The organism is Streptomyces sp. Y1 (genome assembly GCF_041053115.1).
GTDB classification, from domain to species: Bacteria; Actinomycetota; Actinomycetes; order Streptomycetales; family Streptomycetaceae; genus Kitasatospora; species Kitasatospora rubellomurina.
On record NZ_CP163445.1, the window covers coordinates 6,348,817 to 6,362,974 of the forward strand.

Sequence of the window (14,158 nt, forward strand, 5' to 3'; positions counted from 1 at the left end):
TCAGTGCTGGACGCCGGTCGAGAGGGAGAAGTCCGCGAACCAGGCGTGCTGCGCGGTGGCCGGGCCCCACGAGGTGTCGTGGCCGCCGTAGAAGGTGGAGAACAGCACGCCGCCGAACGGGAGCGAGCCGATGCCGGAGGCCGTGCCGGTGGCGTGGTGCACCTGGCGGCCGTCGTACCAGACGGTGATGTCGCCGGTGGTGCGGTCCACCAGCTGCTCGACGGTGTGCCAGCGGTCGTCGGCCTGGAAGTGCCAGTCGCCGAGGCCCTCGTCCACGCCGTAGCCGGTCGGGCCGGAGTTGGTGGGGGTGTAGAGGTACACCTCGCCGTTGTCCGGGCTGCCCTTGGCCCCGCGCCACATGTAGCGGGTGGACCAGCCGTCGCCGTGGTTGCCGCCGGACTCCTCGCCGATCTTCCCGCCGTACAGGCCGGGCAGCTTGCCCGCCTTGCCCCAGTCGCGGCCGGCGGGGAACCTGACGGCGTACTTGAGGTCCAGGGTGCGGCCCCGGGCGAGGTTGCCCAGGCCGAGCGTGGTCAGGTCGGTGTAGAACTGGCCGCCGCCCGGGTTGGGGCAGTCGGTGCAGGAGTTGGACGAGGAGCCGGCGCCGTACGTGACCTGCAGGGCCGGGCCGCCGCCGGGCGCGGCCGGGGTGTCGACCGCGCCGAAGTCGGCGGAGCCCCAGGCGCCTTGGTCCACCGCGCCCCAGGCGTGCTTCCACTGGGCGCTGCCGTAGTCGCGGAACTGGCCGTGCCAGGCTGCGCCGCCGGGGGCGGGCGTGCCGGGGACGGGGGTGCCGGGTCCGGCGGTCTCGGTGACGCTGGCGGTGGCGGTGGGCCGGGAGTGGGCGTGGGAGGGCGTGGCCGCGCAGCCGGTGGTCGCGAGCAGGGTGACGGCGGCCAGGGCGGCGGTGCGTGCAAGGCGGTTCATCGGACTCCTCGGGCGGCGGACGGTGCGCCCGATCATGCCGTACCCGGGAGGCGGGGGTCCGGCGCGGAGCCTGTTCGGGTGCGCATTCGTGCGATCGCATGCGAACTGATGAGCATGGGCGGCTGCTTTCCCGTCGTGCAGTTCAGCGGCTATGTCAAAAGCCTGGGATGTGGACGATCGAGTGCCGATCTCCTGGGGACGCCTGTCCCGATCGGGCCATGCCCGCCGGGCGGGAGCGCGGCTGCCACGCTCCCGCCCGTCGTGCTCGATCCGCCCACCTCGGCCGCTATTTCGGCTGCGGGAGGACGGCCGGGTCGGTCGGGAGCGGGTAGGCGTCCGGGTCGACCTTGCCCGGCAGGTCGACGGCCGGCCGGGCCGGGGCGTTCGGGTCCGGCAGGGAGGGCTGGGCCGGGGGCGCCGGGACCTGGCTGAACGGGATGCCCGGCGGCGCCTGGACGGCGGTGGCGCGGCCGGCCGGAACGGGTCCGCGGCCCTGGGCGGCGCAGTCGGCGAGGCCCTCCAGGCCGTCCGGGCTCTGGACGGCCGGCTGGTTGCCGGTGAAGCAGTTGCCCGGATCGGCGGAGACGAGCACCAGGTCGGTGCCGTTGCCGGTGGCGCGGTTGCCCTCGACGCGGTTGCCGCTCGCGGGGTGCCCGGGCGGGTCGGTGACGATGACGCCCGCCGCGCGGTTGCCCTGGACGAGGTTGCGCCGCACGACGTTGGCCGTGCCGCCGCCGATGCCGATCCCGATGCCGAAGCCGCCGTCCGCCTGCTGCGGCGTCTCGACGGCGTTGTTGTCGGCGACCACGTTGCCCGCGATGACGGCGCCGTGCTGCGGGGCGAGGGCTTCCAGGTCGTTGGAGTTGACGGTGATGCCGACCCGGTTGGCGACCACCCGGTTGCCGAGGAACGCCAGGCCGTCCGAGGCGTTGGTGATCTCGATGCCGACCGCGTTGTGCTCGACGGTGTTGCCGCGCACCAGCGTGTCGCAGGGCTTGCACTGGCCGACGTAGATGCCGGAGTCGGCCTGCCCGGAGGCGTACGAGTCCTCGATGACGCCGCCCCGGGCGTCGAAGGCGTAGATGCCGTACAGGCCGTTGTCGTACGCCGTGACTCTGGTCGCGCGGAAGCCCTGGACGACGGGGAAGCGGGCGGTGTCCAGCGGGTCGTAGGCGGAGCCGCCGGCGCCGTGCTGCTGGAGGCGTTCGTCGGTGACGCCGGTGAACAGCACGCCGTTGGCGAGGTAGTTGTGGACGGTCAGGTTCTCGACCACCGAACCGGGGCCGGTCACGGTGACACCGTTGACGAGGCGCAGACCGCCGTCCAGGATCACGGTGTTGCGGTCGGTGCCGCGCAGGACGAGTCGGGGCTTGGTGACCCGGACGGCCTCGCGGTACACGCCCGGGCCGACCAGCACCGTGTCGCCCTCCCGGGCGACGTCGACGGCCTGTTGGATGGTCGGGAAGTTCTGCGGGACGCGGACGACCGTCCCCTCGGGGTGCTCGGCCCCGGCGTCGGAGGACTTCGAGCCGCCGGAGGAGCAGCCGGACAGCGCGAGGGCGGCGACGGCGAGCAGGGCGGCGAGCCGTCGTGGCGCGAATCGTGCACGTACGGGCCGTGCCCCGGAGTCGAGTTGACCGAACGTCAAAAGTTGCATGAATGGTGTTCTATCGTCTCCAATGTGCTCCATGCATGTCGAAAGCGGAAAGGCGCGGAAGGAGCCGGGCGACGCCGGACGCGGTGTCGACCGGCGGGCGCTGATCGCGGGCGGCGTGGTGCTCGCGGCCGGAATCGGCGCGGGCGTCGGGGCGTTGGCGCGCGGTAGCGGCTCCGAGCCCGCCGCGGCGGCCGCGCCGCCGCCCCCGTCGACCGGGCCCGCGCTGCCCTTCCACGGGCCCCGGCAGTCCGGGGTGACGGCGCCCCAGCAGCCCGCCACCCAGCTGCTCGCCTTCGACCTCGCGCCCGCCGCCGTCTCGGACGGCCGGGCAGCGCTGCGCTCCCTGCTGGGCGACCTCACCCGGCTGCTCGCCGAGGCCACGGCCGGAACCTCCGCCGATCCCCGGCTGCGCGGTGGCGAGGACGCCCGGCTGAGCAGCCTCGTCGCGCTCGGCCCGGCGCTCACCGGGCGGCTCGGCCTCAACGCCCCGGCCGGCCTCGCCGACTTGCCGGCCTTCCCCGGCGACCGGCTCGACCCGGCGCGCGGCGGCGGCGACCTCGTGCTGCAGCTGTGCGCGGCCGACCGCTGGCCGGTCAGCGTCCTCGCCGAGCAGGTCGCGGCGGCGGTGGCGGCCAAGGGCGGCACGCCGCGCTGGACCCAGAGCGGGTTCCTGCCCCGCACGGCCCCCGGCACCACCCCGCGCAACCTCTTCGGCTACAAGGACGGCACCGCCAACCCCGACGAGGAGACGGCGAAGCAGTGGGTCTGGGGCCCGGCGGGCGGTCCGTACGAGCACGGGACGGTGCTCGTCTACCGGCGCATCCGGATGGACACCGCCGCGTTCGCGGCCCTCGCCGAGGACCGCCGCGACCAGGCGATGGGCCGCCGGATCGGCGACGGCGCACCGCTCACGGGTGCGGCCGAGCACGACGATCCCGACATCTACGCCAAGAACCCGGACGGCTCGTACGTCATCCCGGCCGGCGCCCACGTGCGGCTCAGCAGCCCGCGGCTCGACGGCGGCGCGCGGATCCTGCGGCGCGGCTACAGCTACGACGACGGGGCGGGGGACCGGGGGCTGCTGTTCTGCGCGTTCATGCGGGATCCGGGGCAGTTCACCCGGATCCAGAACCGGCTGGCGGCGAAGGACGCGCTGAATCCGTTCCTGGAGCACAACGGCTCGGCGGTGGCGTACGTCCTGCCGGGAGTGGCGGCCGAGGGCGGGGTGCTGGGGGAGTCGCTCTGGGGGTGACCGGCGGGATACCCCTACCCCGTACTGCCCCCGTACTGCCCTGTTAGGACCGGACCAGGCGGGCGATGGCCCGGTTGGCCTCGCGGATCTTGGTGCCGGCCTCCTGGCCGCCCTCGCTGATGGCGTCCCGGACGCAGCATTCGATGTGCTCGTCCAGGAGTTGGAGGGCGAAGGACTGCAGGGCGCGGCTGGCGGCGGAGACCTGGGTGAGGACGTCGATGCAGTAGGTGTCCTGCTCGACCATGCGCTGCAGGCCGCGGATCTGGCCCTCGACGCGGCGCAGCCGCTTGAGGAAGTCGTCCTTGTGGGAGCTGTAGCCGGCCATGGCCGTCTCCGGTTCCTGTGCGGTGGGGCGGGCCCTCACTGTACCGGCGGGGCGGGGTGTGTCGGCCCGGGCGGAACGGACGGGGAAGTGCGACGTCCCGCCCGGGCCCGCCGGTGGGTCAGCCCGCGAGGCGGCCGACCAGCTCGTAGCCCGCCTCGTCGATGGCCTCGCCGACCTCGGCGTCGCTCAGGGACGCGGTGCTGTCGACGGTCACGGTGCCGGTGGCGAGGTCGACGGCGACCTCGGTGACGCCCTCGATCTTCTTCAACTCGGCGGTCACGGCGGTGACGCAGTGGCCGCAGGTCATGCCCTTCACCTGGAAGGCGGCGCGCTCGGCGGTGGTGGCGGCGGGGGCCGCGGCGGTGCCGGTGCCGCACGAGCCGCAGCAGGAGGAGCCCTCGGTGGTGGCCGACTCGACGGTGACGGTGGTCTCGCTCATGGTGTGCTCCTCTGTCGTCGGTGCCCGGAGCCGGTCGGGCGGGGTGGCCCGGCGGCTGCTTCCTGATGAACATACCATACCCCCCTAGGGTACCTGGAAGGGATTCGGCAGGAGCTCGGGAAGGGGCGATTCGCGCCGCGGCGGCCGGGGTTGGGCTTCCGGGGTCGGGCGTCCGGGCCTCAGCTCCGTACGGTGACCTGGATGTTCTTCGTGGCGGCGTTGGCGCACCGGGGGTCCGGGCGGGTCGGCGACGCCGGGCAGTGGCCCCGGTCCTCGAACCTCCAGCTGAGCGTGGTGGTGCCGGGGGCGACGGCGACGAAGACCTGGTCGCCCTCGGTGGAGCAGCCGATGCTGTCCTCCGGGCAGGGGGCGGTGACGAAGTCCGGGCCGCGCCGCACCACGGCGCTGTCGCCGGCCGACGTCGGCTCCCAGGCCCAGGCGGTCGGGTTCGTGAGCCGTCCGCGGACGCCCAGGCTCTGTCCGACCGTCAGGGTCACCGTCTCGGTCGGGTAGGGGGAGGCGGCGTCGTGGGCCTCCTTCAGGTCGGGGAGCGCGATCTCCGTGGTCGGCGCGGCGGGCGGCGTCGGCCCGCTGTCGCAGGCGGCGAGCAGCGGAGCGAGGGCCAGGAGCCCCGCCCCGATCCGGATCGCTGTGCGGAGTCGGTCGGCCATCGGTGGGTCCCCTCGTCGTCCTGCTGCTGCCCGTCGTGATCGAACGGGTGCAGAGACGCCCCGCCCGGCGGCGCGGTTGCGCTCCCGGCCGCCGCGTCGCGCCGTGCCGGTCGGTGCGTCGGCGGGTTGTGCTTCCGGGGTACCCCTGGCCGGTATGGCGTGTGCGGCGCGCACGCGCCGGGGCACGGCCTGAGGCCCAGACGGTGGTGCACAAGGCCACCGTCGTCCGGCTGCTCGGCGACGACCGCCCGCGCACGCTCGCCGTCGCCGGGGGCACGGCGCTGCTCCCGCGCAGGTCCCGGCACCGCCTTGCGGCTGCCGGCGGTTGCCCCTACCGGCTACGCGGCACGAGTCCGGTCTCGAAGGCGATGATCGCCAGGTGGACGCGGTTGCGAGCCTCGAGCTTGGCGAACAGACGCGCGACATGGGTCTTCGCGGTCGCCGCGCTGATCACCAGCCGCTCGGCTATCTCCGTGTTCGACAGTCCCTGTCCGACCAGTGCCAGCACCTCGCGCTCCCGGTCGGTGATCCCCGTGATGGGACTCGGGTCCGCGGCGGGCTCGGTGTCCGGTTCGGGGGCCGCGGGGCGGGACGTTCCGGCGAAGTCCGCGATCAGCCGTCGGGTCACGCTCGGCGCGATCAGCGCGTCGCCCGCGGCCACCACCCGGATCGCTTCCAGGATCGCATCCAGGGCCATGCTCTTGAGCAGGAATCCGCTGGCCCCGGCGCGCAGTGCGCCGTAGACGTACTCGTCGTGGTCGAAGGTCGTCAGCACCAGCACCTTGGGCGGGTCCGGCTCGGCGGTCGCCTGCCGGGTCGCCTCGATCCCGTCCATGCCCGGCATCCGGATGTCCATCACCACGACGTCCGGCCGCAGTTCACGCACCAGGCGCACCGCCTCGCGGCCGTCGCCGGCCTGGCCGACCACCTCCAGGTCGTCGGTGTCGCCGATCAGGATCCCGAGCCCGACCAGCATCAGCGGCTGGTCGTCGACCAGGAGCACGCGCACGCTCATGCCGGGAGCCTCGCAGCCACTCGGAATCCGCCCTCCGGGCGCCGGCCCGCGCTGAACTGGCCGGACAGCAGCGTCACCCGCTCGCGCATGCCGAGCAGGCCGAAGCCGCTCCCGCCGGCCGCCGTCGAGGGCTTCGGCCGGCCGGGCCCGCCGAGACCGTCGTCCCCGTCGTCCACCACCTCGATCGTCACCCCTTCCGGCTCGTAACCGACCGCCACCCGGCACGTCCGCGCACCGGAATGCCGCACCACGTTCGTCACCGACTCCTGGACGATCCGGAACGCCGACAGCTCGATCTCCGGCGGCAGCGGACGCCGCTCGCCCCGCCAGGTCACCTGGACCCGCACGCCGGCGTCGGCCGTGCGTTCGGCGAGCTGCGGGACGTCGGCCAGGCTGCCGGCCGGCGCCAGCGGAGCGGCCTGCGGTATGGCGTCGTCCGGCTCGGCGCGGCGCAGCGCCCCGAGTATGCGCTGCAGCTCCAGCAGCGTCTCCCGGCTGGTGGTCTCGATGCCGGTCAGCGCCTGCCGCGTCTGCTCGGGCTTGGTCTCCACGACCCGCGCCGCCGCTCCCGACAGCACCGTGATGATCCCGATGCTGTGCGCGACGCTGTCGTGCAGCTCGCGGGCGATCCGCAGCCGCTCCGCCATGACGGCGCGGGCCTCGGTCTGCTCGCGCAGGGCTTCGAGGTATTCACGGCGTTTGCGGTACACCCGGCCGAAGACCCACGCGACCGCGAACCACAACGCGAACCCCCCGGCCCACTGGACCGCGTCGCTGACGGACTGTTCGCGGGTGTGGATGTCGTTGACGAGCGCGGCCGCGACGCCCGCGACGGAGCCGACGGCGGCAGCCTTGGGCCGCCGGACGGCGAGGTACCCGGCCAAGCCGACGAGCAGGACGAACACGATCGAGGGCCGCGCGCCGAAGGCGTCGCCGAGGACCGTTTCGCCCAGGACCGTCGCGAAGACCGCCGCCGGCAGACGGCGCACCAGCAGAACCGGCAGGGCGAGCACGATGTACAGGCCGACCGACTGGGCGGGTTCGAGGTCGGGGAACGGGAACAGGCCGTTTTCAGGGGTCGGCATCGTCAAGGGGAGCATCAGCGCGTACAAGCAGGCGGTGGCCAGGACCACGGCCCGTGACGTCAGCCGGGTCACGCGCTTCGATGTCGAGAGACGCTGGAGGAGCTGTTCCATGCGGAAGATCGTAGGGAGCGGCGTCGGCTCCGCGCGTCGCCCCGGGGGTGTACGCCGGATACGCCCCCGAGCCGACGGCCTGGGAGAACGTGACATCCGCCGGCCGACGCGGTGGATCGGGGCCCGCTCCTAGGTTCGTGGCCATGACGAATGCACCGATGATCGAACTTCGCGACACGACGAAGAAGTACGACGACGGCCCGCCCGCACTGGCCGGCGTCACCCTGTCCGTGGCGGCTGGTGAGTGCGTGGCGATCCTCGGTCACTCCGGCAGCGGCAAGTCCACGCTGCTGAACCTGATCGCGGGTCTGGACAAGCCTTCCAGCGGCACCGTGACCGTCGACGGCACCCGCGTCGACCAGCTCGGCGAGGCCGATTCGGCGCGGTACCGCCGGGCCTCCATCGGCATGGTCTTCCAGTTCTTCAACCTGCTGGACGACCTGACCGTGTTGGACAACGTCATGGTTCCGGCGCAGTTGGCCGGGATGGGCAAGCGCGAAGCGCAGCGGCGGGCCGTCGACCTGCTCGGCTCGCTGGACATCGACCGGCACGCCAAGGCCTATCCGCAGCGGTTGTCCGGCGGGCAGCGGCAGCGGGTGGCGGTGGCCAGGGCCCTGATGAACGACCCGGCGCTGCTGCTGGCCGACGAGCCGACCGGCGCTCTGGACTCGAGCTCGGCCGAGGACGTGCGCGAGCTGCTGCTGGAGCTGAACAGCGACGGCCAGACCATCCTGCTGGTCACCCACGACGTGCAGCTGGCCGCGAGCACCGCGGGCCGCACGATCGAGCTGGTGGACGGCTCCGTGGCCCGCGACGTGGTCAACCCGGCCGGCGGCGCCACCGTCAACAGCTCGGCGGGAGCGGTCCGTTGAGCGCCCTGGGCAAGGTCGTACGCTCCGGCGTGGGCCGCCGTCGGGTCCAGTCCGTCGTGATGGCCCTGACGACGTTCGCGGCGGTGACGTCCGCCGTGCTCTCCCTCGGCCTCCTGGCCGTCGTGCAGGCGCCGTTCGAGCACGCCTTCCGTGCTCGGGACGGGGCGCACCTGGCGGTCCAGTTCGACGGTGCGAAGGTCACGGCCGCCCAGGCCACCGCCACCGCGCACGCCGCCGGCGTCACCGAGGCGTCCGGGCCGTACCCGGTCGCCGCCGCCCTGGACACGACCGTCGGCACCGACTGCCCCGACGAGGCCCTCGCCGGTCACGACAACGGTCCGCTCACCGTCACCACCCGGCCCGACCTGGGGAGCACCTCCGGGATGGACCAGCTGGCGCTGACCCGGGGGCGCTGGCCGACGAACCCGGGCGAGATCGCCCTGCCGTGGCAGCACTACGCCGCCGACTGCTTCGGCGCTTCGGTGGTGTTCTCCTCCCTGCCGGGCAGCCCGTCGTTCAAAGTCGTCGGCTTCGCCAACTCGGTGACCAACAGCGCGACCGCCTTCGCCACCGCCGACGGTTTCGCGCGGCTCACCGCGGCCGGTGCCAAGTCCGACGTCCAGATGCTCTACCGGTTCGCCACGGCCGGGACCGCCGCCGACATCGCCACCGACAAGCAGGCGGTGGCCGCCGCCGCGCCGGCGGGCGCGGTCGAGGACGGGCAGTCGTACCTGACCGCGGAGCAGCAGGCGACCGGGAACGCCAAGGCCTACGTGCCGTTCCTGACCGCCTTCGGGATCCTCGGGCTGTTCATGTCGGTGCTGATCATCTCGATCGTGGTCAGCGGGGCGGTGGCCTCGGGAATCCGGCGCATCGGGATCCTGAAGTCGTTGGGCTTCACCCCTGCGCAGGTGGCCCGCGCCTACACCGCGCAGGCCATGATCCCGGCGACCCTCGGCGTGGTGCTCGGCACGGTCTCCGGCAACCTCCTGGCCGTGCCGATCCTGGGCGAGGCCACCAAGCAGCTCGGCGCGGCCAGCGCGGCCGGTGCCACGGTTCCGTGGTGGGTCAGCGCCGTGGTGTCGCTGGGCACCCTGCTGATCGTCGGCGTCACGGCTGTGATCCCGGCACTGCGGGCCGGCCGGATGCCGACGGTGCGGGCCCTGGTGGTCGGCCGCGCCCCCAAGGCCGGGGGCGGTCGGGCGGCGCAGCGGCTGGCCTCGCGGCTGCCGCTGCCCCGGGCCGTGTCGATGGGCCTGGCCCAGTCGTTCGCCCGGCCGGCCCGGGCGGTCACGGTCGGTGCGGCGGTGCTGTTCGGCGTGGTGAGCGTCACGTTCGCGGTGGGGCTGGAGTCCGGGTTCACCAAGTACCTGGACACCAGCACCTCGGGCTTCAACGTCGCGTCGGAGATCGTGATCCCCACGGCCGACGTGGGCGTGCCCTGGGGTCTCCACGGCCCCAACGACCCGCGCACCCCGCACCTGGATGCCGCCGAGGTGGCCGCCGCGCTCGCCGGGATCCCGGGCACGAAGACCGCGTTCGGCTGGGGCGACAGCGGTGCGACCATGGTCGGCGCCCCGCCCGGCGGCGAAGCGCCGAGGGTGTTCACGGTCACCGGCGACTTCTCCTGGACGCACATGGAGCTGCTGTCCGGCCGCTGGTACTCGGCGCCCGGCGAGGCCGTGGTCGGCGACAAGCTGGCCTCGGCGGTGGGGATCCACGTCGGAGACGACGTCACCGTGGTGCAGCAGAACAAGCACCTGTCGCTGAAGGTCGCCGGCATCAACTTCGACACCAACCAGGGCGACTACACGGTCATGACGGATGCGGCCACCTTCACCGCCGCCGGCCTGACCCCGCACATCGACCAGTTCAACGTCCAGCTGGCCTCGAACGTCAGCGGATCGGACTGGTCCACCTCGGCAGCCGCCGCGCTGACCCCGCTGAACGCCTCGGTCGAGTCGAACTCGGGCTGGGGCAAGAACATCGTGATGATCACCATGGGCGCCCTGGTGGCCACGCTCACGCTGATGATGATCGCGGTCGCCGCGCTCGGGGTGCTGAGCATGGTGGTGCAGGACACCCGGGAACGGGTCCACGATCTGGGGATCCTCAAGGCCCTCGGGATGACGCCCAAGCAGACCGTCGCGATGGTCCTGACCTCGGTGACACTCACCGGCCTGATCGCCGGGCTGATCGGCGTCCCGCTCGGGGTCGCGGTGGAGAAGGCGACGCTGAGCCCGATGGGGGACGCCATCGGCCGGCACCTGCCGCCGAGCGTGTCCCACGTCTACACCCCCGGGCTGCTCGTCCCCCTGCTGGCCGGCGGGATCGTGATCGCCCTGCTCGGGGCACTGCTGCCGGCCGGCTGGGCGGCCCGGTCACGGACCGCCACCGCGCTTCGGACCGAGTAGGACGAGCGGGGCGCAGCAGGGCCGAGCAGGGCTGAACAGGGCCGCTGGTCGCCGCGGCAAAGCGGTGCTGGGCACCGCACGGCGCGGCAGGAGCGCCGATGCCGACCTCCCCCGGTTGATCCCCTCGGGAGGTCGCCACGCCGGCTCAGTGTCCGGCACCGCGCGGCGGATCCTTCCGGGCGTGCCGCATCCTGACGGCGACCCCGCCGGCCAGGACGAGGACAGGGGTGGACCAGGCGGCCCAACCGGTCCACGCCTGGCCGGAGCCCCCGTGGACCGCCAGCACGACCCCGGGGGCGACCACCAGGACCACCACCATCCAGCCGATCAGGTCGCGCCACTGGCTGCGGGGCGGGTCGTACCTGTCGAGGTCCACCGGAGCGGCCTCGACGACGACGGCGTCGGCGGGGAGGTAGCCGCTGGAGCGGGCCAATTGCGCTGCCTTGCGGCCGGCGGCCGTGCGGAAGGCCGCGAACCTGTCCTCGTACACCACGAACAGGTTCGGCCAGGCGCCCACGACCGTCGTCCCCCGCTCGTGCGCCGACTCGTAGGTCGTGCTGATCAGTTCGGCGAGCGCGGTCCACTCGGGCAGATCGGTCAGTCGGGCGAGTTCCGCGAGGCGGGGCAGGACGTCCGTGATCGCCGCGGGGCCCGGCCGGGCGGGCTCGATCGGCCGGGGGTCGAAGAGCAGGACCAGTCGCCGTAGATAGTCGGTCAGGTCCTGCCAGCACTCCTCGGCGCCGCTGCCCTGCTTCTCGGTCGTGGTCGGGAGGCTCTTGTCGAGCTGCGCCAGCAGCGGCTCCGAGTTCAGCGCCGCGAGCTTCCGGGAGCCGACCGCCCGGGCCCGGATGGTACGGAGCATGGCTTCGGCCTCGGCCGCGGCGGTGTCCAGCGCGTGGCGCTCCCGCGGCTTGGGCCGCTGGACCAGGTCGGTCCTCCCCGCCTGCTCCAGGTGTCGCCGGACGACGGCCCACCTCAGCCGCCACTCCTCCGCGTCCGCGCCGTCGAGCTCCGCGAGGGCGACCACGAGGCCCAGGGGCGGGAGCTTCACGGCGTTGAACGCCTTGGAGAACTCCGACTGCGACCAGTTGAGCGCCGCGGCGAGCTCCTTCAGGGTCCGGCGGCCCTTCAACTCCCGCAACTCCCGGGCGAACTCGCGCAGGATCGGGTCGAGCCCCGCGATGTCCAGGCTCTTCGAGGGCCGCCCGGGCCCTCGGCGCGCCGGTTCCCCGCCGTCCGTGCGACTGCCCCCGGGTATCGACACGCTGTCAGACTAGCCAGCTTCGAGGGCGGCCGACAGCCGTCTGCCCAGGCCCCCGGAAAGAATTCGCCACCGCCTCCGACGGGCGGGAAAGAACCGGCGCCATGCGGCGAAGAAGCTCCGGCGAACCGGAAACAACGATCGCGCCCGCCGGCCCCGGACCGCGGATACAACCGAATCGGGCCCCGAAGCGCGGGGTCCGAAACGGGAGGGAAGGACCACCGTGGGCATGCACCGGAAGAGCCGTCAGGACGACCGCCGCATCGACGTGATCGTGATTCTGGCCATCCTGGCCACCGGCGTTCTGCTGATCGTTCTGGGCGTCCAGGCCGACTCCCTGGGCACCATCGCCATCGCCCTCTCCGGGCTCTACACCAGCTGGAGCACCACGCGGCCCTCGCCCCCGGCGAACGGCCCGGCCGCTGCGCCCCGTTCGCCCGAGGACGCGCGCGACGCGTAGCCGTCCGCCGGAGCCACGCATCCGGCGGGCGGTCGGTCGTACACGGTGTCGGCTCGATACGATCAGATGGTGATCACTTCCACTGCCCGCACCACGGTCTTCGACATCGACGGCACGCTCTGCTTCGACGGCCGGACCATCGACCGCCGGATCCTGGCCGCCATCGAGGCCTGCGAGCGCGCTGGTCACCAGCTCGTATTCGCCTCCGCCCGACCGGTCCGCGACCTTCTGCCCGTCCTCGACGGGGCCTTCCCCACCGCCACCCTGATCGGCGGGAACGGCAGCCTCGTCTCCGTCGACGGCCAGGTCCGGGCTCGGGCCGCGTTCGACGCGGGCGACCTCGGCAAGTTGCTCGTCGAGGCCGACCGGTTCCGGGCGGGCTATCTCGCGGACGGTCCCTGGGACTACGCCTACACCGGGCCTGCCGACCACCCGATCCTCGGCCGCGTCGACCAGGGCCGCCTCGCGCGCCGGGTCGACCTCACCGAACTCATCGCCGTCGTGAAGTTCCTCGTGGTCGATGCGACCGACATGGCAGCCCTCGCCGAGGCCGGCCGCGCACTCGGGATGACCGTCAACCACCACCTCGACGAGGCGATCATCGACTTCGCCCCGGGCGCCACGAACAAGTGGGAAGCCCTCTCCTCCCTCGGCATCGACCAGTACAACGCCTTCGGCAACGACATCAACGACTTCGACCTGCTGCTCAACGCACAGCACTCCGTCCGCGTCGGCACCCACCCCGGCCTGGACGACGTCGCCCACGTCACCGCCGCCCCCGACCCGGAGGCTGTCGCCGCAGAGATCGCCAGGCTTTGCCGCAGCGGCGCCTGCTGACTGAGGCCCGTGGCCCGTAGGCGCTCGAAAACCGGTGGACCAGCGCCGCCGTGCGCACTTACCGTGCTGCCGAGCCACGTCGTCTAGGCAAGGACGTTCCGTTGTACACCCTGTGAGACCTCCCGATTGCTGATCTGTCGCGCGTCGCGCCTGTGCGCCGCGCTGCTTTTTGCTGCGGACTTCTCACACTGAAACCGGTGTACTTCTGTGCTCAACACCTGGGTGGTCATGCCCACCTGCCTTCCGACCGTTCTGCGCCGTTGCCCCGCGTGCGACTCCGACCGTTTCCGGGCGAACGGCAAGTTCCGCGTCAACGCGAACCACAAGCTCCTCGACGCCTGGCTCCTCGTGCTCTGCACCGCTTGCGGGGACACGGCGAAGCTCACGGTCCTGGAGCGGACGAACGTGCGCTCCGTCCGGCCTGAGCTGCTGGACCGGATGCACGACAACGACCCTGGCCTGGCAGCCGAGTTGCTCCAGGATCCGGTCCTGCGGCGCCGTAATCGCATCGCCCTCGACTGGGACGACGCCTGGCGACTCGACACCGGCGGATCGGATCACGTGGACCACGAGGTGATCGACATCTCGGTCCGCTTCGCGGCACGGATCCCCGTCCGGCCGGTGCGGCTGATCGCCGAAGGGTGCGGCCTTTCGCGGGCCGAGGTCGAGAGGCTGATCGCGGAGGGCAAACTCGTCTCGGCGGTCCGGCTGAGCGGCAAGCTCTCCGGCGACTTCACCTTCACGCTCAAGCGCTGATCCCTCCCCGGGGACCAGGGGCCTGTCCGGCGGGATCCGCCGGACAGGCCCGGAAGGTTCGCCCCGTGGGTGTCGG

At 73.0% G+C, this 14,158-nt stretch carries 14 protein-coding genes; 6 read left to right on the forward strand and 8 right to left on the reverse strand.

Features of this window, described 5'->3' with window-relative positions:
* Both AB2U05_RS27840 and AB2U05_RS27845 read right to left on the reverse strand, forming a co-directional pair.
* A complete protein-coding gene (locus AB2U05_RS27840) occupies positions 1 to 927 on the reverse strand; it encodes a polysaccharide lyase (protein ID WP_369184554.1) in 927 nt (308 codons plus the stop codon).
* 286 nt (positions 928 to 1,213) lie between these two features.
* Positions 1,214 to 2,584, reverse strand: a complete 1,371-nt coding sequence (locus AB2U05_RS27845) for a right-handed parallel beta-helix repeat-containing protein (protein ID WP_078859623.1) — start codon at positions 2,582 to 2,584, stop codon at positions 1,214 to 1,216.
* 31 nt (positions 2,585 to 2,615) lie between these two features.
* Here AB2U05_RS27845 and AB2U05_RS27850 point away from each other — a divergent pair, with 31 nt between their 5' ends.
* The gene (locus AB2U05_RS27850; protein ID WP_369184555.1) at positions 2,616 to 3,836 is read left to right on the forward strand and encodes a Dyp-type peroxidase; all 1,221 of its coding nucleotides are present in this window, start codon (positions 2,616 to 2,618) and stop codon (positions 3,834 to 3,836) included.
* Between the two features lie 43 nt (positions 3,837 to 3,879).
* Here AB2U05_RS27850 and AB2U05_RS27855 read toward each other — a convergent pair whose 3' ends face one another.
* The 5 genes from AB2U05_RS27855 to AB2U05_RS27875 form a co-directional block, all read right to left on the reverse strand.
* Complete coding sequence (locus AB2U05_RS27855; RefSeq protein WP_244178642.1) at positions 3,880 to 4,200, reverse strand: metal-sensitive transcriptional regulator; 321 nt, start codon at positions 4,198 to 4,200, stop codon at positions 3,880 to 3,882.
* A 79-nt stretch (positions 4,201 to 4,279) separates the two neighbouring features.
* Positions 4,280 to 4,600: a heavy-metal-associated domain-containing protein gene (locus AB2U05_RS27860; RefSeq protein ID WP_369184556.1), complete on the reverse strand. Its 321-nt coding sequence runs from the start codon at positions 4,598 to 4,600 to the stop codon at positions 4,280 to 4,282.
* A gap of 179 nt (positions 4,601 to 4,779) precedes the next feature.
* A complete protein-coding gene (locus AB2U05_RS27865; protein WP_045692910.1) occupies positions 4,780 to 5,271 on the reverse strand; it encodes a hypothetical protein in 492 nt (163 codons plus the stop codon).
* 331 nt (positions 5,272 to 5,602) lie between these two features.
* A complete protein-coding gene (locus tag AB2U05_RS27870; RefSeq protein WP_045692911.1) occupies positions 5,603 to 6,286 on the reverse strand; it encodes a response regulator transcription factor in 684 nt (227 codons plus the stop codon).
* On the reverse strand, positions 6,283 to 7,482 hold the full coding sequence (locus AB2U05_RS27875) for a sensor histidine kinase (protein WP_369184557.1): 1,200 nt from the start codon (positions 7,480 to 7,482) through the stop codon (positions 6,283 to 6,285). The genes AB2U05_RS27870 and AB2U05_RS27875 overlap by 4 nt, the downstream gene beginning before the upstream one ends.
* Before the next feature lie 143 nt (positions 7,483 to 7,625).
* On the opposite strand from AB2U05_RS27875, the gene AB2U05_RS27880 reads away from it, so the two are divergent.
* Together AB2U05_RS27880 and AB2U05_RS27885 are read left to right on the forward strand one after the other, a co-directional pair.
* Positions 7,626 to 8,354 (forward strand): ABC transporter ATP-binding protein, encoded by a 729-nt coding sequence (locus tag AB2U05_RS27880; RefSeq protein ID WP_045710861.1) that lies wholly within the window; start codon positions 7,626 to 7,628, stop codon positions 8,352 to 8,354.
* Between the two features lie 29 nt (positions 8,355 to 8,383).
* Complete coding sequence (locus tag AB2U05_RS27885; RefSeq protein ID WP_369184558.1) at positions 8,384 to 10,768, forward strand: ABC transporter permease; 2,385 nt, start codon at positions 8,384 to 8,386, stop codon at positions 10,766 to 10,768.
* Positions 10,769 to 10,913: 145 nt separating this feature from the next.
* Here AB2U05_RS27885 and AB2U05_RS27890 read toward each other — a convergent pair whose 3' ends face one another.
* Positions 10,914 to 12,032 (reverse strand): helix-turn-helix transcriptional regulator, encoded by a 1,119-nt coding sequence (locus AB2U05_RS27890; RefSeq protein ID WP_157881996.1) that lies wholly within the window; start codon positions 12,030 to 12,032, stop codon positions 10,914 to 10,916.
* A 226-nt stretch (positions 12,033 to 12,258) separates the two neighbouring features.
* Between AB2U05_RS27890 and AB2U05_RS27895 the strand changes: the two genes are divergently transcribed.
* From AB2U05_RS27895 to AB2U05_RS27905, 3 genes are all read left to right on the forward strand, one after another.
* A complete protein-coding gene (locus AB2U05_RS27895) occupies positions 12,259 to 12,489 on the forward strand; it encodes a hypothetical protein (RefSeq protein ID WP_045692916.1) in 231 nt (76 codons plus the stop codon).
* A 66-nt stretch (positions 12,490 to 12,555) separates the two neighbouring features.
* Positions 12,556 to 13,326 carry an HAD hydrolase family protein gene (locus AB2U05_RS27900; RefSeq protein WP_369184559.1) on the forward strand — a complete coding sequence of 257 codons (771 nt, stop codon included), beginning with the start codon at positions 12,556 to 12,558 and terminating at the stop codon, positions 13,324 to 13,326.
* A 207-nt stretch (positions 13,327 to 13,533) separates the two neighbouring features.
* The gene (locus AB2U05_RS27905) at positions 13,534 to 14,082 is read left to right on the forward strand and encodes a DUF1062 domain-containing protein (RefSeq protein ID WP_369184560.1); all 549 of its coding nucleotides are present in this window, start codon (positions 13,534 to 13,536) and stop codon (positions 14,080 to 14,082) included.
* The last annotated feature ends 76 nt before the right edge of the window (positions 14,083 to 14,158 follow it).